The 24,642-nt window shown below is 56.7% G+C and carries 22 protein-coding genes; 9 read left to right on the top strand and 13 right to left on the bottom strand.

Annotated elements, in window-relative coordinates:
• The first annotated feature begins 52 nt into the window (after positions 1 to 52).
• Positions 53 to 739: a 7-cyano-7-deazaguanine synthase QueC gene (queC, locus tag FEM03_RS06640; RefSeq protein ID WP_138085442.1), complete on the top strand. Its 687-nt coding sequence runs from the start codon at positions 53 to 55 to the stop codon at positions 737 to 739.
• 262 nt (positions 740 to 1,001) lie between these two features.
• Here the strand turns inward: queC and FEM03_RS06630 are convergent, their stop codons facing one another.
• Together FEM03_RS06630 and FEM03_RS06625 are read right to left on the bottom strand one after the other, a co-directional pair.
• A complete protein-coding gene (locus FEM03_RS06630) occupies positions 1,002 to 1,877 on the bottom strand; it encodes an SDR family oxidoreductase (protein ID WP_138085402.1) in 876 nt (291 codons plus the stop codon).
• 27 nt (positions 1,878 to 1,904) lie between these two features.
• Positions 1,905 to 3,116 (bottom strand): Gfo/Idh/MocA family protein, encoded by a 1,212-nt coding sequence (locus tag FEM03_RS06625; protein ID WP_166442678.1) that lies wholly within the window; start codon positions 3,114 to 3,116, stop codon positions 1,905 to 1,907.
• Between the two features lie 226 nt (positions 3,117 to 3,342).
• Here FEM03_RS06625 and FEM03_RS06620 point away from each other — a divergent pair, with 226 nt between their 5' ends.
• The gene (locus FEM03_RS06620) at positions 3,343 to 4,077 is read left to right on the top strand and encodes a phosphatase PAP2 family protein (RefSeq protein ID WP_206170899.1); all 735 of its coding nucleotides are present in this window, start codon (positions 3,343 to 3,345) and stop codon (positions 4,075 to 4,077) included.
• 111 nt (positions 4,078 to 4,188) lie between these two features.
• A complete protein-coding gene (locus FEM03_RS06615; protein WP_138085401.1) occupies positions 4,189 to 5,847 on the top strand; it encodes an ABC1 kinase family protein in 1,659 nt (552 codons plus the stop codon).
• Between the two features lie 8 nt (positions 5,848 to 5,855).
• Here the strand turns inward: FEM03_RS06615 and FEM03_RS06610 are convergent, their stop codons facing one another.
• The gene (locus tag FEM03_RS06610; RefSeq protein ID WP_206170898.1) at positions 5,856 to 6,392 is read right to left on the bottom strand and encodes an MOSC domain-containing protein; all 537 of its coding nucleotides are present in this window, start codon (positions 6,390 to 6,392) and stop codon (positions 5,856 to 5,858) included.
• 154 nt (positions 6,393 to 6,546) lie between these two features.
• On the opposite strand from FEM03_RS06610, the gene FEM03_RS06605 reads away from it, so the two are divergent.
• Positions 6,547 to 8,352 (top strand): FAD/NAD(P)-binding protein, encoded by a 1,806-nt coding sequence (locus tag FEM03_RS06605; protein ID WP_138085400.1) that lies wholly within the window; start codon positions 6,547 to 6,549, stop codon positions 8,350 to 8,352.
• Between the two features lie 139 nt (positions 8,353 to 8,491).
• Positions 8,492 to 8,878, top strand: coding sequence for a hypothetical protein (locus FEM03_RS06600; protein WP_138085399.1), 387 nt, complete (start codon positions 8,492 to 8,494; stop codon positions 8,876 to 8,878).
• 6 nt (positions 8,879 to 8,884) lie between these two features.
• On the opposite strand, the gene ubiG is transcribed toward FEM03_RS06600, so the two are convergent.
• A complete protein-coding gene (ubiG, locus tag FEM03_RS06595) occupies positions 8,885 to 9,688 on the bottom strand; it encodes a bifunctional 2-polyprenyl-6-hydroxyphenol methylase/3-demethylubiquinol 3-O-methyltransferase UbiG (protein WP_138085398.1) in 804 nt (267 codons plus the stop codon).
• A gap of 165 nt (positions 9,689 to 9,853) precedes the next feature.
• Between ubiG and FEM03_RS06590 the strand changes: the two genes are divergently transcribed.
• Complete coding sequence (locus tag FEM03_RS06590) at positions 9,854 to 10,693, top strand: sterol desaturase family protein (RefSeq protein WP_138085397.1); 840 nt, start codon at positions 9,854 to 9,856, stop codon at positions 10,691 to 10,693.
• Between the two features lie 200 nt (positions 10,694 to 10,893).
• Here the strand turns inward: FEM03_RS06590 and FEM03_RS06585 are convergent, their stop codons facing one another.
• The 8 genes from FEM03_RS06585 to FEM03_RS06550 form a co-directional block, all read right to left on the bottom strand.
• Positions 10,894 to 11,844: a hypothetical protein gene (locus FEM03_RS06585; RefSeq protein ID WP_138085396.1), complete on the bottom strand. Its 951-nt coding sequence runs from the start codon at positions 11,842 to 11,844 to the stop codon at positions 10,894 to 10,896.
• Positions 11,837 to 13,099: an FAD-dependent oxidoreductase gene (locus FEM03_RS06580; protein ID WP_138085395.1), complete on the bottom strand. Its 1,263-nt coding sequence runs from the start codon at positions 13,097 to 13,099 to the stop codon at positions 11,837 to 11,839. Before FEM03_RS06580 ends, FEM03_RS06585 begins: the two co-directional genes overlap by 8 nt.
• Positions 13,096 to 14,091: an FAD:protein FMN transferase gene (locus tag FEM03_RS06575; protein ID WP_138085394.1), complete on the bottom strand. Its 996-nt coding sequence runs from the start codon at positions 14,089 to 14,091 to the stop codon at positions 13,096 to 13,098. Before FEM03_RS06575 ends, FEM03_RS06580 begins: the two co-directional genes overlap by 4 nt.
• Before the next feature lie 208 nt (positions 14,092 to 14,299).
• Positions 14,300 to 15,085 (bottom strand): ThuA domain-containing protein, encoded by a 786-nt coding sequence (locus FEM03_RS06570; RefSeq protein ID WP_138085393.1) that lies wholly within the window; start codon positions 15,083 to 15,085, stop codon positions 14,300 to 14,302.
• 168 nt (positions 15,086 to 15,253) lie between these two features.
• Positions 15,254 to 16,537, bottom strand: a complete 1,284-nt coding sequence (locus FEM03_RS06565; protein WP_138085392.1) for an aminopeptidase P N-terminal domain-containing protein — start codon at positions 16,535 to 16,537, stop codon at positions 15,254 to 15,256.
• A gap of 118 nt (positions 16,538 to 16,655) precedes the next feature.
• Positions 16,656 to 17,684, bottom strand: coding sequence for a S1C family serine protease (locus FEM03_RS06560; RefSeq protein ID WP_138085391.1), 1,029 nt, complete (start codon positions 17,682 to 17,684; stop codon positions 16,656 to 16,658).
• Positions 17,685 to 17,688: 4 nt separating this feature from the next.
• A complete protein-coding gene (locus FEM03_RS06555) occupies positions 17,689 to 18,687 on the bottom strand; it encodes a S1C family serine protease (protein ID WP_138085390.1) in 999 nt (332 codons plus the stop codon).
• 25 nt (positions 18,688 to 18,712) lie between these two features.
• The gene (locus FEM03_RS06550) at positions 18,713 to 19,459 is read right to left on the bottom strand and encodes an RNA polymerase sigma factor (protein WP_138085389.1); all 747 of its coding nucleotides are present in this window, start codon (positions 19,457 to 19,459) and stop codon (positions 18,713 to 18,715) included.
• Positions 19,460 to 19,624: 165 nt separating this feature from the next.
• Here FEM03_RS06550 and FEM03_RS06545 point away from each other — a divergent pair, with 165 nt between their 5' ends.
• Positions 19,625 to 22,120 carry a protein kinase domain-containing protein gene (locus tag FEM03_RS06545; RefSeq protein WP_138085388.1) on the top strand — a complete coding sequence of 832 codons (2,496 nt, stop codon included), beginning with the start codon at positions 19,625 to 19,627 and terminating at the stop codon, positions 22,118 to 22,120.
• 73 nt (positions 22,121 to 22,193) lie between these two features.
• Here FEM03_RS06545 and FEM03_RS06540 read toward each other — a convergent pair whose 3' ends face one another.
• Positions 22,194 to 22,571: a RidA family protein gene (locus FEM03_RS06540; RefSeq protein WP_138085387.1), complete on the bottom strand. Its 378-nt coding sequence runs from the start codon at positions 22,569 to 22,571 to the stop codon at positions 22,194 to 22,196.
• Positions 22,572 to 22,679: 108 nt separating this feature from the next.
• On the opposite strand from FEM03_RS06540, the gene FEM03_RS06535 reads away from it, so the two are divergent.
• Positions 22,680 to 23,147, top strand: a complete 468-nt coding sequence (locus tag FEM03_RS06535) for a glycine cleavage system H family protein (protein ID WP_138085386.1) — start codon at positions 22,680 to 22,682, stop codon at positions 23,145 to 23,147.
• A 226-nt stretch (positions 23,148 to 23,373) separates the two neighbouring features.
• On the top strand, positions 23,374 to 24,642 hold the full coding sequence (locus FEM03_RS06530) for a radical SAM/SPASM domain-containing protein (RefSeq protein ID WP_138085385.1): 1,269 nt from the start codon (positions 23,374 to 23,376) through the stop codon (positions 24,640 to 24,642).

Below are 24,642 nucleotides of genomic sequence, written 5' to 3'. Positions count from 1 at the left end.
AGTAACCGGCTCAAGCATCGACATTTCCCAAACTGCGTGGATAGGTGTGGCGATGAAGACCTTGGTATTGCTCTCTGGTGGCATGGATTCCGTGACCGCCCTCTATTGGGCCGCTCGCGAACATGACGTGGTGGGTGCGGTGAGCTTCGATTATGGCTCGAAACACAATGCCAACGAAATCCCCATGGCTGCCTGGCATGCGCAGCAACTGGGCATCCCCCATGACGTCATTGAGCTGGACTTCATCAACCGTCTTTTTACGTCCGATCTATTGCAGAGCGGCGGCGACATTCCGGATGGGCATTATGAAGAACAAAGCATGAAGCGCACGGTGGTTCCCTTTCGTAATGGCATCATGCTTTCCATTGCGTGCGGCGTTGCGGAAAGTCGCGAGGCCGACGCGTTGGTGATTGCCGCTCATTCCGGCGATCACGCGATTTATCCCGACTGCCGTGAACCGTTCATGCTGGCCATGGCGGATGCAATGAAACACGGCACCTATGTGGGCATAAAGTTGCTGCGGCCATTCATTGATGCCGACAAAACCGAGATCGCGCGGCGCGGCAACGCCATGGGCATTGACTATGCGATGACCTGGAGTTGTTACAAAGGCGGCGAGATCCATTGCGGCCAGTGCGGGACCTGTGTTGAACGCCGCGAGGCTTTTCAGCTGGCCGATCTCGCCGATCCTACCAAGTATCTGGATGCCGGTCCTTTGCCGGTCAAACCGGCTGCCTAAATGAGAGAGTTATCGCCGCGTTCGCCGAATCTTTGCTATTTGATTCCTCACCTTCCGGAATGGCCTGACCCCATAGAAAAAACCAGCCAAGAAGGCCGAGGCCAAGCAGCAGTCCAATGACGAGCATGATGGCACATCCTTTGGTTGACTTAGGTTGCGCATCGGAAGGTTCGCCAGGGGCTTGGTCTCTCATGGGATGGTTTACTCCTTGATGGTTGGTTGATGATAAATCGCATCAACCACGGTTGATGCGCGTGTTTCTTCATCCGTTGATGATCTCTCCACCGTTCGGATGCAGCACCTGGCCTGTGATGTAGGACGAGTCGGCATGGCTCGCCAAAAACACATAACTGGGAGCCACTTCATTCGGCTCTCCAGCGCGACCAAGGGGAACATCGGAACCGAAGGTCGCCACTTTGTCCGCATCGAAGGTCGAAGGAATCAGCGGAGTCCAGATCGGTCCTGGTGCCACGGCATTGACCCGGATGCCGCGCTTGACCAGCGCGTGCGCCAGGGATCGGGTGAAGGAAACGATGGCACCTTTGGTGGCGGAGTAATCGACAAGACTGGAGCTACCGCGATAGGCGGTGACAGAGGTGGTGTTGATGATGGCCGCTCCTTTTTCCAGATGGGGAAGCGCAGCCTGGGTGAGGAAAAACATGGAGAAGAGGTTGGTTCGAAAAGTGCGCTCCAGTTGCTCCGCAGAGATGTCTTCGAAGTTTTCCTGCGGGTGTTGTTCGGCGGCGTTGTTCACGAGGATGTCGATTCGTCCGTAGGTCGCGATGACTTTCTTGACCAGCTCCCGGCAAACTTTCTCATCTCCAATATCTCCGGACAATTTGATGGCGTCGCAATCCATGGAGTTCAATTCCTCCAGCGTATCGTTGGCATCGGATTCTTCGGAGAGATAGCAAATCGCCAGCTTGGCACCTTCCTTGGCAAAGGCCAGTGCCACCGCCCGGCCGATGCCGCTGTCACCGCCGGTGATGAGCGCCACTTTGTTCTTGAGTTTGGGAACGGCAGAGGAGGCGCGCGGCTGCGATTCAGGTGCGGGCACCATCGCGGATTCGATCCCGGGTTGTTGGTTCTGCTTCTGTTCCGGACGCACCGGCTTTTCGTTTTGTTGCATCTGGGGCATGGCGGATAGGGCGGCTTATGGTTTGTGTCAGGACAACTTGACCGGCTCGTTGGTCTTCCAGGATTTCTCGATGGCTTCGACAATTTTCATGTCGGCCAATCCCATCTCTCCAGGAGTTAAACATTTGTCGCCGTTCAAGATGACCGAAGAGAAGTGGTCCATTTCTGCGGCGAAATGATTGACGGGTTGCAGCACCAGTTCCTTGACCTCGGCGTCTCCGCTTTTGGCATCGCCTTCCTTCATGTGCAGTCGCAAGCCCCGGTAGCTGAAGGCAGGATCCATGCGAAGATAACCTTCGGTTCCAAGCACGCGGAAGAAGCGGCTTTCCGAAGTTCCGAATGAGCAATCGCAATGCGCCAAGGCACCGGAGGGATAGCGCAGGATGAAGGTGACGCTCTCCGGCACTTCACGGAATCGGGGGTCGTCTTTGGGTTGATGGGCGGTGGCGAAAACCTCGACGGGTTCTTCACCCAGGGTATAGCGCGCGGCGTTGATGCTATACACTCCCACATCGCCCACCGGCCCGCCTGCCAGTTCACCGCTCAATCGAATGTTGGGCGCTTTGACGTTTTGGGCGTTGGTGGAGACGAAGGTTTTGATCTTGCCCAAGGCACCGCTTTTGCACAACTCCATCGCCTTTTGGTTAAAGGGTTCGTAGTGCAGGCGGTAGGCGATCATGAGCTTTTTGTCGGCCGCTTTTGCGGCGGCGATCATCTGTTCCGCTTCAGCGACGGTGGCCGACATGGGTTTTTCGCACAACACATGTTTGCCTGCCTTGAGGCCACGAATGGTGAACTCGGCGTGCATGCTGTTGGGCAAAACGATGTAAATGGCATCGACCCGGTTGTCGGCGGCGAGCTTGTCGTAATTGTCGTAGTTATAAATGGCGTCCTCGGCGATGCCGTGCAGGGCGGCGACTTTGCGGGCTTTGTCGGGATGACCGCTGACCAGGGCAACGGGTTTGGATAACTGGCATTCCGCGAAGGCCGGCATGATTTCTGCCAAGGCCAGTTCGCCCAATCCGACGATCGCCCACCCAATGGTTTTTTCAGCCTTTTTGGGGATGTGCAAATTCGGAGGCTGTTTGTCGGGTGGCGCGAGGGGGATGTTCGTGGATGATGATGATGAGGACGCCCCCTGATTTGCCAGGATTGGCGACTGCGGGGAGATCCCCGCCATGCCGACGATGCTGGAGGCGGAAAGAAGGAACTGGCGGCGACTGCTGCGGATTGTGTTCATACCAGGAGGGCTTTGGGCGTTGGTGTTTCATAATGGGGTCGAAACGGGTCACGGCGTTGGACCTGTAGAAATGCGCGACACGGATCACCTGATGCCCTGGCAGGTGGTTTGCCGGATGCCAAATGGTCGTTCCGGCGAGTCTATTTTGGCACAAGCGGGGCAGCCCAAATTTCCGATTCATGAAGACGTCCAGATTTTTTGATCAGCCTCCTTCTCGATATCATCCATGAATTCTCTTTTCAGTCTTCTGCGCAAAATTCCCTTTCCCGAACGGACCTTGTTGCTCGCTCTCTTGTGCGTGATCAGCGGCGTCTGGGGCTTTGCGGAGCTGGCCGATGAAATTGTCGACAACGACAGTCGGCCATTTGATGAAAAGGTGCTTTTGATGTTTCGCGTTGCTGGCGACAACACACTGCCGGTTGGACCACACTGGCTTCCAGAGGCGACCCGTGACATCACCGCGCTTGGCGGCGGCACGATCATCACGCTAGTCACCATCGCCGTGCTCGGCTTCTTTTGGTTGCGTGGCAAACATGCGTTGATGTGGCTCGTCCTGGCATCGGTCGTTGGGGGTGGTTTCATTTCCACGACACTGAAAAACCTCTTCGATCGGGAGCGGCCTTCCGTGGTCGAACACCTGACGACGGTGACCTCGCCCTCGTTCCCCAGCGGACATTCGATGCTGGCAGCCGTCACCTATTTGACCTTGGGAGCACTTCTCGCGAGGACGACGCGCAATCCGTATGAAAAAGCTTATTACCTTGTGGGGGCGGTTGCTCTGAGTGTTTTGATCGGGATCAGTCGAATCTATCTCGGCGTGCATTATCCGACGGATGTTCTCGCTGGTTGGTGTGCCGGTCTCGTTTGGGCATCCCTTTGTGTGATGGCGGCCCGCTGGCTTCAGCGCAAAGGCGCGGTGGAGTCGGCTGACGAAACTTCCGCAGCCCAGCCAGGCTCGTGACGATTTATTCAAAGCCCACAACGAACAAAAACCGTCCGACTTTTCCCTGCGCTCCGATTCACTCATGCGGAGGCGAAGGCTTTCGCAGTCATCTTCAACTTCATCTCCCACATGACTCTTTCGCTTCGTCCCAGCAGTCTCAAACGTTATCGCGATCTCATCGCCTTGTTCTACAAATACGGGCATGGGGATCTGGTGCAAAAGGCACCTATTGTGGATGATCCGCTGCCTCATGCCGTCGCGCCGCCGGTGCCGTTGGAAGCGGATGATTTTGCCAAGGACTTGGAGAAGCTGGGGCCGACCTACATCAAACTAGGCCAGTTGCTTTCCACCCGTGCCGACCTCATTCCCGCCGCTTACATGCAGGCGTTGTCGCGGTTGCAGGACAGTGCTGATCCGGTTCCCGTTGAGAATGTTCAGGACATCATTTCGGTGGAGATCGGGGTGCGGCTCAACAAGGCTTTTCAGGAGTTTGATCCTGTGCCGTTCGCGACTGCGTCTCTAGGTCAGGTGCACCATGCCGTGCTTCGCAGCGGTCAACGCGTTGTTGTCAAAGTGCAGCGGCCGGGAGCTCGGGAGTTAGTGTCCGATGACCTTGAAGCGATGACAGAACTGGCAGAGTTTCTGGATCTTCACACCGAGGTGGGCAAACGCTACCACTTCAGCAATATTGTGAGCGAGCTGCGCAAGGCATTGTTGCAGGAACTCGACTACCGGCTGGAGCTGGCGAACCTTAAAACGATGAAGGCCGCGCTGGCAGAGTTCGACACCATCATGGTGCCGCAGCCGATTGAAGATTATTCAAGTGGCCGGGTGCTGACGATGGAATACGTGAGCGGTGTGAAGATCACCAAGATGAGCCGGTTGGTGCGCCTGGAGCTCGAAGGGGATCAGTTGGCTGAAGATCTTTTCCGGGCTTATCTGCATCAGATTTTGGTGGTGGGATTTTTCCATGCGGACCCGCATCCCGGAAACGTCTTTCTTACTCAGGATCATCGCATCGCGTTGTTAGATCTCGGCATGGTCGGACGGCTGGAGGGCGCGATTCAGACCCATTTGCTCAAACTGCTTCTGGCCATCAGTGAAGGCAATGGGGAACGCGCGGCAGAGACGGCGGTGAAGATGGGCACGCCGGATGAAGATTTTGATGAACAACAATTCCGCAACCGCATCGCGGAGCTGGTAATGCTTCAAAAAGAAAGGCCGCTGGAAAATTTGGAGATTGGCAAGGTGGTGATGGATGTGCAGCGGATTTCTGCGGACTGTGGCTTGAGCGTTCCTCCGCAACTGACGCTGCTTGGCAAAACTCTGCTCAACCTCGACTTGGTGGGCAGGACGTTGTCGCCCCAGTTTAATCCGAACGACTCGATTCGTCGCAATGCGGCCAAGATTCTTCATGATCGAACCAAACAGAGTCTGGCTCCGGCCAATTTGTTGTCGGTGTTGCTGGATGCCAAGGAACTGGTGGAGCAGTTGCCGAATCGATTGAATCAATTCATCGAACTGGTCGCCACCAACAAGGTTCGCATCAAGGTCGACTCCATCAATGAGAACCTCTTGACTACGAGTTTTCAGAAGATCGCCAATCGAATCACTCTCGGGCTGATCCTGGCGGCGATGATTGTCAGCGCATCCTTGATGATGCGGGTCGATACCGAATTTCGCATCCTTGGTTATCCCGGCGTTGGCATGATCCTGTTCATCTTTGCGATGATCGGAGGGATAGGACTGGCGGTTCAAATTGTCCGAAGTGACACGTCCCAAAAATAAGTGCGTGTTCAGCCATTGCGGTGGAGGTTTCCGGTGCTCAGCACCTTGGCCCGCAAGCCGCCGCGAAACTGTTTTGCGAGATAGTCTTGGACGCCGGGAGCGATGGCGCGGTCCATCCAGTGGCAGGGTTTGCATTCTTGGCTGCCCTCAAATTCAATGCCTTGGAGGAAGAACCGATTACCTAAACACGCGCGAAGATCCATCCCCTCTACGATGACATTCCTTCGAAACACGGAAGCGGGAAGGCGCTTCAGCTTGAACGATTCACGAACCTCGTCCACCACCGCCATATCGAAGAAGGTGACCTGACCTTTAAAATTGGGACGATAACCAAAATAGCGATCTCCCTTTAATCCCTTGTCTCTCACGCATTCGATTTCCGATACTTCCTGAATGCCGTGTTGCATGCGACCTTCGCCTTGTTTGCCCCAATAGTCGTGGCCCGACGACACGTAGATGTGGATAACCCTGGCGTCCGTCCATTCCAGGTGGTTGGAGGAGATGGGAGGATTTTCAGAAACGGAGTCAGGCGAGGAATCATCCATGAGGCGGCGGCAATGGCTTTTGGGAAAAAATCGCGGCGGCGGTGAAGGCTGGTTCCGTTATTCGCAAAATCACGCGGATGGACAAAGCCACGAATATTGGCAACTGCGTATTCTGACTTGGCATGGGGCGATCTTATTTCCCGGCCGCCAGTTTATGAAATCACGACGGCACATCGCAATCATTGGCAGCGGGCCTTCATCCATTTACCTGCTCAAACATCTGTTGGATGAGAAGGATTTTTTTAAGGAGCACTTTGAGGTCATTTCCATCTTTGAGAAAAGCAAGGTGATGGGAATTGGGATGCCTTACAGTCCGGAGACGACCGAGCGCCACAACCTCTCGAACATTTCATCGGAAGAAATTCCGCCGTTGGAAATCAGCTTTGCGGATTGGTTGAGGTTGCAGCCCCGGGAGATGCTGGAGGGATGGGGGATCAACAAAGACGAGATTAGTGACAGCGAGGTTTATAGTCGGCTGGCTTTGGGCGGTTATCTTTGTGATCAGTATCGGGGAATTCTTGATCGCATGACTCAAAGTGGCATGACGATCAGGAAGCACTCCGGGTGTGAGGTGACCGATATTCAGGATCTGCCTGAGGTCGGCAGGGTAAGAGTGGTGACGAAATCAGGAGTAGCTCATGAAGCTGACCAAGTGATCATTGCGACGGGCCATCGCTGGATTGGTAAGGATCGTCCCGAGCAAGGGTTTTATGCTTCACCGTGGCCGATCTTCAAACTGTTCCCTGAAGAGAATGCTTTTCATGATTTCCCGGTGGGAATATTGGGCGCGTCGTTGAGCGCATTTGATGTGGTTTCTTCACTGGCTCATCGGCATGGGGAGTTCGTCAAGAAATCGGGCAAGTTGAGTTATCGACCCCATCCTGACGCGGAGCATTTTAAGGTGGTCTTGCATTCCTCCAACGGGACGTTGCCTCACCTTCAATTTGATCAGGAGGAGCCGTTTCGTGAGATCTACCGTCATACCAATCGGGACGAGATGTTGGGCCTGGTCGATGATGATGGGTATCTGAGGATTGGTCGATATTTTGACACGGTCTGCCGGCCTGCGTTGATGGAGGCGTTTGAAAAGGACGAACTTCCTGAGGTGGTGAAAGATCTACAGCGGGCCGAATTTGGGTTGAAGGAGTTCATCGAAAAGATGTCCGACAAGCATGAATACTCGGATGCATTTGAAGGCATGCGGATCGAGATGGTTGAGGCCCGGGAATCGGTTCTTCAGCATCGGCCCATCCATTGGAAGGAGGTGATTGATGACCTCATGTATACCCTCAACTTCCACGCCGAATTGTTGCCGGCGGAGGATCATCTGTTGCTTCAATCGCAACTGATGCCATTCCAGATGAATGTGATCGCCGCCATGCCGCTGCCTTCTGGAGATATCATTCTGGCGTTGCGCGATGCGGGCAAAATTGAGATGGTGTCAGGCAAGGTTTCGGTGCCAAAAAAGCAGGAGGCAAAGGGAAAAACTTCGATTGAGATTGAATCAGAGGAAGGAGAAAAAAGCACGGCGGAGTATCGATTGTTCATTGATAGCAGCGGGCAGAAAGAGTTGGGGTTGGAGGATTATCCGTTTCCGAGTTTGGTGGAGGGCGGATTGGTGAGCCTGGCAGTGGCGGAGTTTGCTGATCCGCAAGAGGCAGACGAAATCAAGCAGGAGAAAAAGGAGCTCATTGTTCGAGATGGAAATCGGACGGGCTATCAGATTGGCGGGCTGGCCATCGACAGCAGCTATCGGATCATTGATGAAAAAGGGGAGCCGCATCCCCGCCTCTTCGACATCGCCTTTCCGCACGTTTCCGGAATTCGACCTTATTCCTACGGGTTACAGGCTTGCAGCGACACCAGCAAGATTCTTGTGCGGGCATGGATCGAGGCTTGTGAAACGGGCAGCGACATGGGAGATCTGGAGGAAACGACGGAGGTTTACGAGAAGCTATGAGGCGGAAGGTGCCGATAAACGAGGCCGTTATTGATCCGGTGCGCGATCCAGCAGAGTCAGAGTCAAAGAAAAGGCAGGCTGCAACCACGCGCTTGTTTTCAAAAAACCTAAGGCTCACGCGCCTCATCTAGAAAAATTTATGTCAGATCCTCGTAACGCCGCCCACGACAAAAAAGTAAGCCAGGAAAAGGAAAAAAAGCATCACAGCGACGAGGCTGAGACAACGGCTCCCGGTGAGGTCGATGAGAACGCCACCGCCTCAGAAGCTCCCCAATCAGCCCCTGCGGGTCTGGAAGGATCGGTCAAGGTGCTCACCCTGTTGAAAGACATGGATTTCCATTCCCGTGCCACATTGGAGCGTCTCGCTGAGATGATGCTCACGGTGGGAGATGAACTTAAACAGAAAGAGTTTGCCAAACAAGTGGGTGATCTTTTTTCCGCCCAGGACACGTTTCAATCCCAGCTGGTTGACCTGATCCAAGCTTATCAGGCCGAAGTGACTCGGATGCAGGGTGACTCTGCATAAGTAGGGCTACGGCTTCACGGACAGGCCCATGTAGAGGATGTTCATGTCCTTGTCTTCGATTAGCAGGAATTTTTCGCTTAGTTGTTTGAAGGTCCATTCGCCCTTGGCTCGTTTGCGCAGGTATTTGAGCATGGTCGGAATGGACGCCGAAGGTTTCGAACCTCGAAATTCTTTCACTGTGAGTCCTTTTGCTTCCATCACTGCTTTTAGCTCGGCGGGTTTGATGAACATTTCCCAAACGTGGAGATTGGCGGGCATGAAGGCCCAGCGTTTCCATTCCTGCCAGATTTTGATGGCGACCAGTTTGCTGACGAAGGTGCGGTTGATGGTGTCGAAGGCGAACACGCCGCCGGGCTTCAACACGCGGGTGATTTCCTCAATCACCTTGGGCAGGTCGGTGACATGTTCCAGCACGTCGCAGCAAAACACCACGTCAAATGAGGCGTCCGCATAAGGAAGGGCTTCGCCGCTGCCAACGTCGTAGCGAATGTCCAGACCGCTTTGTTGGGCATGGTCGCGAGCAACCGCCACAGAGTTTTCTGATGGATCAATGCCTGTGGTGATAAACCCCATCCCGGCGATCTCCTCCGTAAGAATGCCGCCGCCAGAACCCACTTCCAACGCGGTTTTCCCCGTGGGATCGATGTTCATCTCTTGAAACAGCTTGCGCTTGAAATAGCCAACGCGCAGCGGATTGACGGTTGTCTTCAACAGGGACAGTGCGCTATTTCCAGACCACCACGGATCTTCCGGAGCATTATACAAATCGTTGTCGATCCGGTTGTAGATCTCTTTGGAGACGGCTTTCATGGCGGAGTCGGCTTGATTTTTGGTTCGATAAAAACAGCTAATACTATTCCAGTTCGGCGTTCCATCAATCAATTGGATTGCGAGAATTGTAAAATCGAAGGAACTTTTAGAGTGGAGACGGGTTTTGGAGGGGAGTGGAGTGAAGTGAAGTAATCGGACGCCCTTATGAAACCGGATCAAACTTTTGTTGGTGTGCTGGTCGTGCTGCTGATTTTCTTTGCGATCTTTTTTTTGATTGAGCGGGTGCTGGGGCGTGGTCGAAATCGCGTGCAACCCTTGTGGAGAAGGGGCTGGAAAACGGATGTGGTGTATTGGTTCATGACGATCCTTGCGACCAAACCTCTGGTGCGGCTGATGCTCATTGTCCCGCTAAGCATCTTGATTATTTCCGGGGTAACTTCAGTCGATGTGTTGAAGCTGGGAACTTATGACGGCTTTGGTCCTTTAAGCCGCCAGCCGGGCTGGTTGCAGGCGATCCAGATTTATCTGCTGGTCGATTTCGCGTCTTACTGGATCCATCGGCTTTTCCATCGCGGACGGTGGTGGCCGTTTCATGCAGTGCATCACAGTTCGGAGGATCTGGACTGGCTGGCGAGCTTGAGGGTGCATCCGGTGAATGATCTGATCAACAAACTGGCGCAGGTGACGCCGGTGTTGTTGATGGGGTATGATCCGTTGGTGACGTTGAGCACGGCGCCGGTGCTGACTTTTTATTCGATCTTTATTCACGCGAATGTGAACTGGGATCTGGGGCCGTTTCGCAGCGTGCTGGCTTCGCCGGTATTTCACCGCTGGCATCATTCGAGGGAACGTGAGGCATGGGACAAAAATTTTGCCGGATTATTGCCGGTGTGGGACATCATTTTTGGCACTTATTACATGCCGAAAGGCCGCTACCCCGAGAATTTTGGGATTTGTGAGCCGATGCCAGATGGGTATTTCCGGCAGATGTGGGCTCCCTTTGGTTGGTTGCTAAAGCAGAAGAAAAAAGTGGACCCTGAGTGAACCCAAGCATGGCGTGGCTTACACGCAGTCGTCCTGGAGTGCTGCGGCTTGCCGCCGCTGTCGAGGGAGCAGCCTGCTGCGCTGCGGGGGAACAAACCGGCAGGCCGGTTGGGGAACGGCGGCGGCAGGCCGCAGCAGTCCACAGCGCTGCGCGCGGAACTACGTGTTTTGGCAATGAATCGCGAGGGAGAATGCGTGGGCTAATCGATTGCTTGTTCAGAACTGATCCTACGCTGGATGGTCAGCAGGGCGCTGTCGATAAGGTCGAGGGCAGAGGTGAATGACTCATCGACGAAATAAAGTCCCCAGGTTTCCTTTTCACCATCGGCTTCACGTTTGGGATAACCTCGCAGTTCCAGCAGTTGAAAGGTTCGAGGCAGACGGTTGTCGATTTCGACGGTATGGACGAGGGAGGGCTGATTGTCCCCTGGCTGGTTGATTTCTAATAGCAAACTGTAGGGAGTGGAGTCTTTCGCAGCGGCGGGGAGGACGTAATCGGCAGGGTCGAAGGAGCCGTTTGGAGTCGGGGATGAAACGGCATCGATCTCGCCGAGTTTCTCGGCGTCGCGCTTCGCTTTTTCCCAGCCTGCATGTTTGAAGGCCCAGTAAGGGAGTTCGCCAGTATTGTTGGCGGGTGCGAGAAGGGTTTTGATGTGATATCCGCCCTGGTTCTCCAGCCAGATCGCGACCTGCGGCGGCGGGTTGGTGTGATAGGAGGGACCGGTTTTGACGGTAAGCCGCATTTTGTATTCTGGAGAAGGGCGGTAATCGAAAACCATCTCGTCTTCGTTCATTTCGAAGCGCTCCATCGCCGGACCGAGGTTGCCGCTCCAGCCGAGCACGGTTTTCACGGGCGGAGGTTGTAGCCAGAAAAGCAGGGTGAGGACAACGGTGACGGCGAGGGTGACCCACAATGCCCGGCTGTGCAGGTAGCTTTTCAGCGGGCGGCTATTGTTGAGGATGTGGAGCGCGATTAGCCCGATGAAGATAAAGCCCATCAGTGCGTGCAGTCCGATGATTCCAATGGAAAAAGGCTGGATGAAGGCGATTACTCCCGTCACCGCGAGGACCAGAAAAGTCAGGGCGGTGAGCAATGAAACGACGCGCCGACGCAGCGTGCCGAGCTGGGGCTTTGAGCTGTATTTAGACATCGCCGGGGATGATCGCACCGTGGGTGCGAAGCAGGTCGTGAATGTCCTTGAGCGGCACTTCCAGCGGAGTCGTTCCCGACTTTGCCGCGAGGGTGGCGGCGGCACCGGCGGCCTGACCCATGCCCATGCATGGGGCTTGAACGCGCAATCCGGAGTTCGCCAGGCGGTCGCTGCTGACACTACGTCCGGCGACCATGAGATTGCGGCTGCCCTTGGGGATCAGAGCGCGCAACGGAACAGTGGCGATGGTGCCGGGTTTGAGAGGCTCGGGTTTCACGCCGGTTTTGGTGTGGAGATCGACCGGATAGAAAGCGTAGCAGATGGCGTCATCGAACTTTTTACCGGAGCGGTAGTCGTTGACGGTCACGATCGTTTCGCCTTCGATGCGATAGCTTTCGCGGAAGCCGGTTTCTGGTTGCAGGTGCATGAGCCTGCCGCCTTTTTCACGCAACTCGGCGAGGATGGTTTTCCGTCCGGTGAGATTGGCGTGGGTGACGGTGCGGGAGTTGGTGGAATCGGCGCCGTGGACGTAGAGCCGGTGAATCTGATTCCGCCCCGGCTCGTGAGCTTCGCCTCTCATGTAAAGGTAGGAGCCGGGCTGGCGTTCTTCCTCCTTCAAGCGCGGCAGTCCCAGCAGTCCGACGACTTCAGCGCCGCCGGTGCAGTCGATGATTTGTTTGCAGTTCACCCGACGTTTGGTGCCGAAGCCGACGCAATCGACCTGCCAGCCGCTGTCGGTTTTGGTAACTGATTGTGGGAATTCGTAATAGGCGATTTTGACGCCCGCTTTTTCGCACTTCTCCTCGGACAGGATGGCGTAGAGGAACTGGTTGGTGAAAACCTGATTGTGCCAGTGACGCTGCGGGACTTTCGCGAAATCCGGAAACGTGCCCTGATCGAGTTCCACGCTTTCTTTGACCAGCTCCCAGCCGATGCCGGCGATGACCTGTTTGCCCCAGGCATCGAAAAGTCCCGGAAAAGCGACGCCTCCCGTGGTCATCGTGCCGCCAAGTTGACTGTGTCGCTCCACCAGCAAAACGCTCGCCCCGGCGCGACCGGCCTGGATGGCGGCAATGGTTCCCGCCGTCCCGCCGCCGACCACCAGCACATCGACTTGTTCGTTGATCTCGAGTTCGGCAGCACCAGGCACCGCAGCGGCGGTCACTTCGGTGGTGGAGGCGATGCTCATGCCCAAGCCCAAACCGGTGGTGCCCAGGAGGGAATGTTGAAGGAAGTTTCTGCGGTTGCTTTTCATGGAGTGGATCGCGAGTTGCGTGGAGTATTTTTAAGGGTTTGGGTGAGGGAATCTTGCGGAGTTCGCCATTTGAGTTCGCGCAGTCCGGGGAAAGTCCGCAGCTTTTCGCCAGCGTCCGGCCCAAGCACGCTGGCGGCGGTGGCGAAGGGATCACTGAGTTTCGCTTCGTCGGCGATCGCGATGGCGGCGATCCGCCGGGTCAGGCCGAGACCGGTGTGGGGATCGAGAATGTGGGAGTAGCGGATGCCGTCGATTTCTACGGATTGATGAAGGTCGCCGGAGGTGGAAACGGCGGCATTCGAAAGCGTAACGACTTCATCGTGACGAGCGAGGTCGAAGGTCTGCAAGGCCACGCGCCAGCCTGCGCGACCTGGTGGTGGATCGCCGAGTCGGATGTCGCCCCCGGCGGCGATCATGGCTTTGGTGATGCCGTTTGAGGCGAGGGATCCGAGCATGAGGTCGGCGGCATAACCTTTTGCCATGCCGCCAAGATCAAAAGCCATGTTTTGCCGGTGCAGGGTGATGGTGCGGGTGGTTGGATCGAGGGAGAAGTGACGCCATCCGACGCTGGCTTGGGCCGTTCTAAGTCTTTCGGGATCGGGCAGGCAGCGATGGTCGCGGGTCTCGCGCCAGAGTTTGGTGAGGGAACCCAGGGTCGGATCGAAGGCTCCGTCGGTGGCTTCGGCGATGCGGCGTGAATGATCGAGCAAGCCGTAGAGCAACGGTGAAAGGGAAATGGGGGTGTCGATGGGTTTTGAGGTGAGCGACGCGAGTTCGCTGTCGGGAAGGTAGTCGGAGACGACGGCGTTCAGATTTTCGGCCAGTTCAAAAGCGGTGTTGGCGGCGTTTGCGGCAACGGTTTGATCATTCGCATAAACGACCACGATGAAACGCGTGCCCATAAGTGGACGCTCGAAACGGAATCTCTCCTCCACCGCTGGCGGGACAGACAGCAGCGATGCAATGACGAGAAGACAAATTTTGACGTGCATGAACAAATTCGGACTCCATGCAGTCGATCATTGATGGCCAGGAAAAGCAATCTTCGGATGGCACACCATCGTGATGTGACGTGGTGTTTTTGTTGATTCCAGCCGGGCACAAGATCTGCCTCTCCGCGACGTCCATGGCAACCAGCATGGTGGAATGGCCGGGCCGCAGGCGCGGGATCAATTGCCTCAGTGACCCAGGCTCGCAGGTTCAGCGCCCAGCGACCCAGCGGACGGCGTTTGTCAGGATCGTTTGATAGGCGGGATTGGCGTGTGCTTCCTCGGCATGGCCGTGGGTGATGCAGACGATCCGGGTTTTTGGATCCTTGACGACCCAGACGCTGGCGTGGGGTTTTCGAGTTTTGTCGTCGGGGGCATTTTCAGCGAGGATTTCAACTTGCGCACCGGGCAGGAATTCATGGTGGTAGCTCTCGTCGGTGATTTTGAAGGAGGCTGGCACGCCTTGCATGACGGGATGTTCTGCTTGTTTGACGGTGACTTCAAATTCGCCATAGCCGTGGCCTCTCGAGGCACCGGCGACGAATCTTTGGTTGTAGCCTGTCCAAGGGTGTGACCATGCGGCAGCATGCACGAGGACGATTCCTTTGCCAGCATCGGCAAATTCGTTGAGAGCTTTCTGGAAGGTGAGCGATCCGAAAGATCCATCATTTCCGCTGAAGACCAGCACGTCAGCGGAGGGGAGCAAAGCGAGAGCTTCAGCTGCGTTCAGGGTGGCGGCCGTCTCCAGACCGGGCTGGGCGTTGAGGGTCTCGGAGTCCGTGCCGATGAAATATTTGGGGAAGTTGTGGGAACTGCCAGCTCCGACGATGAGCACGCGCAGGGTTCCTTCGGCTTTTTTGTCAGCGAATTTTCCACCGATGGCCTCGGTGCTGTCGGGGCGCAGGTTCTTGAGGTCGACTGCAGGAGCGGCGGCGAGTCCGACGCAGACGAGCGGAAGACAGAGCAGGCGGAGTAGGGAGGCTGGGCTGTTTTTCATACGAGGAAAATCGTGAAATCATCGGCAGGGGCCGATTTAATGATTCATCGTGCAAGATTTTGATGAAAAGACAACCCTGTTTGGCAAAAAGTAGAATTGCCAATTTATCCATGCTAACTGACTGTCGGGGTTCCAGGCTTTTTGCCAGAGTTTCGAGATCCAAGGATATCAGCGACGGACTTTGGTGGTTTGCATGAGCGATTCGATCTCGTCGGGATCGATGGGGATGGTGGGCATGAGGTCGGCGTTGCCAGTTTTGGTGATGAGGACGTCGTTTTCCAGACGGATGCCGAGGCCTTCTTCGCGGATGTAGATGCCGGGCTCGATAGTGAACACCATGCCGGGGGCGACGCGTTGCATGGGGTCGCCAACATCGTGGACATCAAGGCCAAGATGATGACTGGTGCCGTGCATGAAATATTTTTTGTAGAGGGGCTTGTCCTTGTCCTGTTTTTTGACGGCGGCGCGGTCGAGGAGTTTTAGTTTGATGAGTTCCTCCTGCATGGCGAGGCCAACCTGTTCCTGGTATTCGCGCAGGAGCACGCCGGGTTTGAGAAGTTTTCTGGCGGCGCGATGGACGGTCAGAACGGCATTGTAGACTTCGCGTTGACGTTTGGTAAAGCGACCGCTGACGGGAATGGTGCGGGTGAGGTCGGCATTGTAGCCTCCAAATCGTGCACCGAAATCGAGGAGCAAAAGGGTGTCGGCTTCGCAACGTCGATTGTTTTGCACGTAGTGGAGCACGCAGGCGTTTTTGCCGCTGGCGATGATCGGGGAAAAGGCGTGTCCCTGGGCACCGCTGCGGATGAATTCGTGGATGATCTCGGCTTCGACTTCGTTTTCCATGACACCCGGTTTGACGAAATTCAGAACTCGGCGAAAGGCGGATTCGGTGACGGCGATGGCTTGTTTGATCACCGCGATTTCGGCAACACTTTTGATGATGCGCAGGGATTGCAGAAGCGGGGCGAGGCGTTCGTAGCGGTGAAGGGGGTATTCGCGCTGGCAGCGGCGGATGAAGCGGGTGTCGCGGGTTTCGACTTCGACCACAGCACGGGCGTGTTCGTTGGTGTTGAGATAGACGTGATCGGCCTGACGGATGAGGGCGTGATAATGACGGTCGAACTGGTCGAGCCAGTGGATGTTTTCCATCGGGATGCCGCTGATGCGCGAGGCTTCCTCCTTGCTGAGGCGCTCCCCCTCCCAAATGGCGATGTGCTCGTTCGTCTCGCGCAGGAAAAGCAGTTCGCGGAGTTTCTTGTCGGGCGCGTCAGGGGCGAGGATGAGGATGGTTTCTTCCTGGTCGATGCCGGTGAGGTAGAAGAGGTCACTGTTTTGAATGAAGGGCAGGGTGCCGTCAGCGTTGGTGGGGTAGACGTCGTTGGCGTGGAGGATGGCCAGCGATTTTGGAGCGAGTTTTTTAACGAGATTTTTGCGGGCGATTGAGGACATGGGAGTGGGCAGTCGGAATTGGGAGGCGGGGGTAAAATGCCAAGGTGTAGCGTTGATGCGAAGTAAAACTTCGCGGTCCTTTTTGCTGGCCCGTGCAAATGTAATCGCAGACGACTGCCTACTGCCTACTGCCCACTGGCAACTCCCGTTCCCGGTCTTCCTTTATCCAACTTTGCAGGTCCTCGCTGAACAGGTCGGCGGGTAGGGCGTAGGTGGTGACGCGGTCGACGCGGGCGATGTTGAGGCCGATGGCCTGGCCGTCGAGATTGTAGAGGGCGCTGCCCATGTCGGCGGGCTGGAGGGGGATTTCGTGTTGAAGGATCTTAGGGAAATTGTCGGTGCGGACGGAGGTGCCGCCGTTGGCAAAATCTTCGCCACCCCAGTTCATCATCACGCGGCTGCGGCTGGCGAGGCGGACTTCACATTCACCGGGATTGCCTTCGCGCAGGTAACGCAGTTTGACGACGTCGCCAGCGAGGCGGGAGTTGACCATTTGATTGAGCATCTTGTTGGTGGTGACGGGTTCGCCGTCGATGGAGATGACGAGGTCGGCGGGCTTCAATCCAGCGAGCTGGGCGGGGCTGTCTTCGGCGACTTCTTCAATAAGGACACCATCTTCGTCTTCGTTGGGTCCCATCAACACGCCGAGGACGACGCCGGAGTCGGGAATGTTGCGGCTTTTGGCGCTGAGGACGCCGAGGCGGATCTGGCGGCCGCTATCGGTGAGGGAGCAAAGCCAGTCGCCGGCCTGGGTGGCGATGGTCTGGCTCCACTCGATGGCTTTCAAGCCCTGGCGTTCGATTTTGAGGAGGAGGAGATCGAGCTTTTGATCGCGTTTGACCAGGCGGGCGTCGAGGTCGGTGCCGTCTTCCAAGAAGATTTTCCACGGTTTGAACTGTTCGGCTTCGCTGGCTTTGGTGAGGATGTAGCCGTCCTCGGCGACGAACACGCCGCTGAGGGTGGCGTCGCGGGATTGGCCGATGGCGACGCGGCTGGAGCTGGCGCTTTGGCGCAGGGGTTCAAGGGGCTGGAGGGTGGCGCTGCCGTTGGTGCGTTGCTGGGGTGGAAGCACATCGGCTGCAACCGGCAGCGCGATGAGCGCCACCGAAAAAAACGCGAGGGCAGAGATGAGTTTTTTATGGGCCATCAGTTCAAGGCTCCGGTCGGGGTTGCAGTTTGATGTCGACGGTTCGCAACTGGCCGTCGCGTTGGATCTGCAGGGTGACGATTTCCCCGGCGGCGCGGCGTCGGATCGCGGTGGAGAAGTCGGCAGGGACGGTGACCGGCTGGTTGTTGATGGTGAGGATGCGGTCGCCGGTTTGCAGCTGGGCGAGGGCGGCGGGGGAGTTGGCGACCACTTCCTGAATGACGAGTCCGTCGGGTTTGGCAACGTTGCCGAGGCCGATCCAGCCACCACTGCCCTGGGCCCAGACGCGGATGGTTTCGCCGCGTTTCATGGCGTCCCAAGAACGCAGGAAGGGGGACATGCCGACGTGGAGATTTTGTTCGCGACCCTGCCAGATCTGGCTGTGGATGCCGATGATTTCGCCGTCGAGATTGAACAGCGGTCCGCCGGAATCGCCGGCCATCAGGACGCAGTCGCTTTGGATCATGTTGGCGGAAATTTTGACGAGTCGGCCGATGCGCAGGACGTGACCGCGGGATTTGTTGTAGCCGCCGGGATGGCCGATGGCGAAGCACCAGGCACCGGGTTTGAGGCGGTGGGTTTCGCGATCGATGCTGGCGTAGGGCCACTCCTTGGCGGGGGCCGGGAGTTGCAGCATGGCGGCGTCGGTGGCGGTGTCGAGACCGAGGGAGGTGCCTTCGACATTGCGTCCGTTCGGCAAAGTGACTTTGTATTTTTTGCCGACTTCGGTGGTGACATGGGCGGCGGTGAGCACGAGTCCGTCGGGACTGACGATGACGCCGCTGGCGGTGCCGGTGCCGCATTCGATGGAAACGAGCGTCTTTTCGGCGGACTTGAGCGCGGTCTGGACGCGTTGCTGGACATCACGGAGTTGATCGATGGTGATGGGAGCGGGCGCGGTCGCTTCGACCTGAGAAGCGGTGGCAGCGGCGGTCGTCAGCCACAGACCCGCGAGTGCGGGGAGCAAACGCCGGGGGAGGGCGTTGATCCTTGGAGCGAACATGAATTTGGTTGGAAGCGAAGCAGGTCTATTTTTCGAAGCAGCGCCAGAGGTAACTCATTTCGTCATCCAGTTCGTTTTCGGCGACCATGGGACGGATGATGTCTTCCAGCGTTTGACGGAATTTGCGGCCAAAACGGGAGACGCGCTGGCGCATGGCGACTTCGTTGATGCCGAGGCGGGCGGCGGCATCGGCGTAGCTGTCGCCCTTGTCTCGTTTACGCAGCAGGAACTCCTGGAGGATGTCGAATTCTTCAGATTTGCCTTCTTCGGCGAATTTGGCGCGGAGCCGGTCGAGGGCTTCGCGGAAGGTGGCGAGTGTCCAGGCGCGGTCGAATTCGCGGTCTGGAGTGTTTTCGTCCTTGGGGACGACGCCGAAGCCGTTGGTTTCGGTGGGGAAATCCGCAGGGACGTGGATGGCACCGGCACCGCGTTTTTGAGCGTGAATTTTACGACGGTGATTGGCGACAAAGTTGTCGAGATAGCTGAGGAGGAAGGAGCGGAAGCGGCCTTTTTCGGGGTCGGCGCGGGTGAGGTAACCGCCGTGGATGAGCCAGGCGATGAAGGTTTGCGCGAGGTCTTCGGCGTCGTGGTGACTGTATTGATGTTTGAAGCGCAGGGCGACGTAGAGCGGGTGGCGGTAGATGCGGCAGAGCTCTTCGAGGGCGCTGGCGGAGTCGCGATCGTGCCCGCCGCCTTTGGCGCGGTTCACGACGTCCCATTTGGTGACAAAATTGGGATCGTTGGCCCCTGGAGTCCTGGTGGTGTCGCTCATGACGGGTCCAGCATACTAGAATCGTGCAAATGTGCGTGAATTTTTTTGCAGATCGTGACGCCTGACAAAGGCTGGGGTTGGCCTTCGCCTTCAGCCGGAGTGATCCATTGCAACGGTTGTTTGCATTCGGACGGGTTTCTCCGACAATGCGGGGCTGTTCCTGTCATGGCTGACGAAGTGCCTCCCATCAATCTCGACGACATCGATTTTGGCCCCACCATGCGGGGCCACCAGAAGGGTGACCGGGTGTTTGACCGGTTCATGCTGCAAAAGTTGCTGGGTCGCGGCGGGATGGGTGTGGTCTGGCTGGCGCTGGATGAGCGGCTCAAGCGCGAGGTGGCGTTGAAGTTTGCACCGCAGTTGATCCGCTATGACGAAGTGGCGGTGGAGGAGCTAAAGGACGAGACGCGCAAGGGTTTGCTTTTGGGGCATCCGCACATCGTGAAGACGTATGATTTCCTCTTGGATGAGGAGAATGCGGCGATTAGCATGGAATTCATTGACGGGGAGAGTCTGGCGGGTTTGCGTGCGAAGCAGCCGAAGCGGATTTTTGAAGTTCGCGAGATCGAAAAATGGGTGGCGCAGCTGTTGGCGGCGTTGGGTTATGCGCATCACAGCGTGGGGGTGATTCATCGGGATCTGAAGCCGGCGAACTTGATGGTGGATCGCGCCGGGGATTTGAAGGTGACCGATTTTGGGATCGCACGAAGCATCACGGATGCGATCAACCGCGCGACGCTGGCGGTGGGCAATTCGACGGGAACGCTTGCCTATATGAGTCCGCAGCAGGCGGATGGTCGCAAGCCGGAGATTACCGATGATTTGTATGCTTTTGCGAGCACGATCTATGAATTGCTGACGGGCAAACCCCCGTTTCACAGTGGCAACATTGGGCTTCAATTGCGCCATGAAGCGGCGGTGAGTGCAACAGAGCGGCGGGCGGAGTTTGGACTGACGGATTTGGAGGTGATCCCGCCGATTTGGGAGGAGACGTTGCTGGCGTGTTTGGATAAAGATCCGGCCAAGCGTCCGGCGGATGCGGGGGAGATCGCGGCGCTGCTGGGGCTTGAGGCCGTGGTGGGAACGATGCCAGTGGCGCGTCGTCCGCCAGCGTTGCCGAAGGAGGTGGAAGCGGGATCCGTATCTCAGCCAGTGATCGCACCTCCACCGGTTCCGAAAGAAGTTGTTGCTGCTAAACCGACTGAAGCGGAAACGAAGTCGAAAACTCCCTCCGTCGAGAACGAAGCCCAAGGTGGCAGTGGGATGGTTTGGTTGTGGGTGGCTTTGGTGATGTTGATGCTTGCGGTGGGGGCGCTGGGAGCCTCGGGATGGTGGATTTATCACAACACCCCGTTTTTCAAAGGCAAGCAGGAGGTGGTCAAGGATCTGCCGAAGAAGGTGGAGGAAGATCCCCAACCGACGCCTGAGCCTGAGCCAACCCCTGACCCAGAGCCAGTTCCGGTTCCAGTTGATCCGAAACCGATGGTGGAAACCAAGCCTGACGTGCCCACACCGCCGAAACCAACGCCGGACCCGGTGCCCGAGCCCGAGCCAGCGCCCGCTGCGCCTGTTTTCACCACCATTCAAAACGCCATAAGAACGGCCAAGCCGGGCGAGACGATCTCCATACCCGACGGAATTTACGATGAGCAGGTGCGCCTCCAGAATGGCGTGAAACTGAAGGCGGCCACCGCTGGCAAGGTGATTGTGCAGGCGGATGGCGAGAGTGGCCCTGCACTGTTGGCGGAAGGGTGTCGCGATGTCAGCATCAGCGGTTTGGTGTTTCAGCATACCGGGTTGGAGGTGTCCGATGAGAAAACCTGGCCGGTCGTTTATCTGAAAGCGAGCAGTGTGGTGTTGAGCGACTGCACCGTAGAGAAGGGCGTGGGCGACGGAGTGGTCGTGACTGGCACCGGGCAGGTGGAGCTAAAAAAATGTGTGTTCCGCAACAACGTGGGTCATGGGCTGGTGCTGGAGAGCGGTGCCACGGCGCAGGTGACGGGTTGTGAGTTGCGCAAGAACGGCGGCAGCGGAGCGGCGGTGCGATTCATCGGCACGGCACCGACGTTTGCGCAGTGTGTATTTGAGGGCAACGGCGGTTCCGGCGCGATTGTGGTGGATGCAGCCTCGGCCACTTTTGGTGATGGCACGGTGGCGAAAGGCAACGTGGAAGCGGGTCTTGCTGCGGATGGGGACGGGGTTTCGATCACGGTTCAAGGCGCGACTTGTGAAAACAATCTGGTGGGCATTTCCGTTTTGAACGGTGCCTTGGGCAGCATTCGCGGGTCGACATTGCGCGAGTGCAAGGAGGCGGGTCTGGTGTTTGACGGAGCGTCGAATGACAGTGTGGCGGAAGCCAATATCGTCGAAAAAAACAAGCTGTTTGGCATCTTTGCCACAGGCGCTGCGGATGGAGTTTTGCGGTTGAGCGACAACAAGAGTTCTGCCAATGGCGGTCATGGCATCACGGTCTTCGGCAAAGGATTTAAACCGGAGGTCACCTCAAACACCTGCACGATGAACGCCCAGCACGGCATTTTCGTGGCGGAAGGTTGCGCGGGGACCATCACCGGCAATACGGTGAGCGGGAATCATCTGACCGGGATCGGGACCGAGGACACGTCACCGGATTTGGTGGTGCGCGACAATATCCTGGAGTGAGCAGAGACCGCGGGCAACTTGCCCGCTGGAGTGGCAGACGATGCGGACGAGAGCTTCCGCGCTGCGATTCCGATCAAGGGTATTCGGCGATCACTTCGATTTCGACGAGGGCACCGAGGGGAAGTTTGGCAACCTGGATGGTGGAACGCGCGGGCTTGTGGCCTTCGTAGCCTTCTTCGTAGATGGCGTTCACTTTGGCGAAGTCGCCCATGTCCTGAAGGAACATGGTGGATTTCACCACGTTCTGGATGCTCAATCCTTCGCTGCCGAGCAGACCTTTGATGTTGGAGATCACCTGGCGTGCCTGGGCTTCCACGTCTTCGGCTTCGATCTTGCCGGAGGTCGGATTGATCGGGATCTGGCCGGAGCAGAACAACAAATTGCCGGTGCGAACGGCTTGGGAATAGGGACCCACAGCGGCCGGAGCGAGAGGAGTGGCGATGATTTGCATAAAATAAAAAATGGACAGAAGACTTGAAGACAAATGACAAAAGACCTGAAACGGTGACTTTGTGATCCGTTTCTTGTGTCTTCAAGTCTTTTGTCTTTTGTCTCCTCCATGAATTTTCTTCGCTTCAAACACGCCCGCTTTTCCGCCCGTTTTCCGGAGCACTACCGTTATTCGCCGAGTCATTATTGGATGGCACCGGTGGAAGGCGAACCGGGGCTGTGGCGGGTGGGGTTCACCAAATTTGCCACGCGGATGTTGGGTGAATTGGTGGACAGTGAGTTTTCGGTGAAGGAAGGCGACACGATTGAGTCGGGTCAAAATATCGGCAGCGTCGAAGGGTTCAAGGCCGCGAGCGATGTGTATTGTGTGATGAATGGGAGCTTTGCGAGCACCAATCCGGAGCTGCAGGCGGACGCGTGCATTGTGAAAAAGGATCCGTATGTGGTGGGCTGGTTGTATGCGGCGCGGGGAGAACCGGAGGAGGAATCGATGGATGGGCAGGGGTATTTGGCGCTGCTGGAGGAGACGATTCGGAAGATGCAGGAAGCGGGTTATGGCGATGATGAGGGGCATTGAGACTATGCGTGGTTGAAATTAGAAGGGCCGTCCCGGCCCTTGCCGTTTGGATGAAAGGCTCGGGACGAGCCTTCTACTTTGGGGAATGGCGAATGCGAATTTGTCTGCAATTTGAAGAGGTTAAGGGCCGCAAATGAACACAGATGAGAATTCAGTCGATTCCGGCGACATCACAAATCTGCTGTATCACTTCACGCCGGGCGGCGTTATTGTTTAGAGTCGCTTTATGATTTTTTCCCTCACCAACCGAATGCTGACGACAGTGGACCCGCAGTGCCTGGCGAAAGTCGCTTGGAACTTTGGATTCAAAGGGGCGCGGTCGGTTTTGCTGTTTCGGCAGCGCATGAAAAAGGGGATTTATTTTCCGCCGTTTCTTTATGTGAGCATCCTGAACTCCTGCAATTTGCGATGCCAGGGGTGCTGGGTGGATGTCGAGGCACCGCGCACGGCGATTGATCTCGATACATTAAATCGCACGATCAATGACGCCCGTGAACATGGGAATTCGTTTTTTGGCATTCTTGGCGGAGAACCGTTCATGCACCCGGAATTGCTCGATTTGCTGGCGCAGCATCCGGATTGTTATTTCCAAGTCTTTACCAATGGGCAGATGATTACCGAGAAAACCGCGAAATCGCTGCGGCAGCTTGGCAATGCGACGCCGCTGGTGAGCATTGAAGGCACTTCGACGGTGAGCGATGAACGGCGCGGCAATAAAAATGTTCTGAACCGCACGTTGCGGGGATTGCAGAATTGCCTCGACGAGAAGCTCCTCACTGGCGTGGCGACCAGTCTTTGTCAGAGCAATGTGGATGATTTGCTGACGGAGTCGTGGCTCGACAAGCTCATCGACATGGGCGTGCATTACACTTGGTTTCACACCTACCGTCCGGTGGGACCGAAGATCAATGCCAACCTGGCGCTGAGTCCTGAACAGATCAAAAAAGTGCGCCGGTTTGTGGTCAACATGCGGGCGAAAAAGCCGATTGCGATTGTCGACGCCTATTACGATCATGCGGGGCAGGCCTTGTGTCCGATGGCGACGGGGATCAGTCACCACGTCAGTCCGGGCGGGCACATCGAGCCTTGTCCGATCATTCAATTCGCGACGGAGGACATCAAGGACAAGCGCGGTTTGTATGAGACCTTCACGAATAGTGCCTTCCTCGCCGATTTTCGTGAGACGGCGGCGAGACACACGCGCGGTTGCATCGTGTTGGAGCGTCCGGATTTGGTGAAGGAACTGGCGCAGAAGCATGGCGCGAAAGATACGACGATTCGTCAGAGTGCGGTGGCCGAGCTGGATCGGATGAGCCCGCGTCCGAGTCAATGGGTCGAGGAGGAGCAGGTGCCGGAAAAACACTGGATGTATTGGATCGCCAAGCGGTTTTTTTATCAGGACTTCGGCGTTTACAAAAAACTATCACCGACCGCCGCCGCGCCTGTGCAGCCGGTGAAAGCGGCGGTTGAGCCAGTCCTGGCGGGTGCAAAATAG

This window comes from Phragmitibacter flavus, from assembly GCF_005780165.1.
Taxonomy (GTDB): domain Bacteria; phylum Verrucomicrobiota; class Verrucomicrobiia; order Verrucomicrobiales; family Verrucomicrobiaceae; genus Phragmitibacter; species Phragmitibacter flavus.
This window is presented reverse-complemented; position numbering and strand designations above follow the sequence as displayed.